This window comes from Neisseria sp. P0009.S007 (assembly GCF_051962515.1).
This window is the reverse complement of record NZ_JBQCVF010000973.1, coordinates 1-351: the sequence shown is the minus strand read 5'-3', so window position 1 is coordinate 351 and position 351 is coordinate 1. Positions and strand designations below refer to the sequence as shown.

The following is a 351-nucleotide window of genomic DNA, read 5'->3' as shown; positions in this document are numbered from 1 at the left end:
GACTACCAGGGTATCTACTCACGTTTGCTCCCCTGGCTTTCGCGTCTCAGCGTCAGAATGGGTCCAGAGACTCGCTTTCGCCGCGGGCGTTCCTTCCGATCTCAACGCATTTCACCGCTCCACCGGAAGTTCCGGTCCCCCCTACGTCGCTCCAGGGCGGCCGTATCGGCGCCACTTCCCCGGTTGAGCCGGGGGATTTCAGCGGCCGACGCGCCGTCCCGCCTACACGCGCTTTAAGCCCAGTGATTCCGAATAACGTTCGCACGGTTCGTCTTACCGCGGCTGCTGGCACGAACTTAGCCCGTGCTTCCTCCAGGGAGCGGTCAAGGGCCTCGCGGCCCCTTCCTTCCC

General features: G+C 64.1%; 1 rRNA gene. It reads right to left on the bottom strand.

The features are described from left to right. Nucleotides 1-351, bottom strand: a 16S ribosomal RNA gene (locus tag ACTHS3_RS17375); the annotation flags it as partial.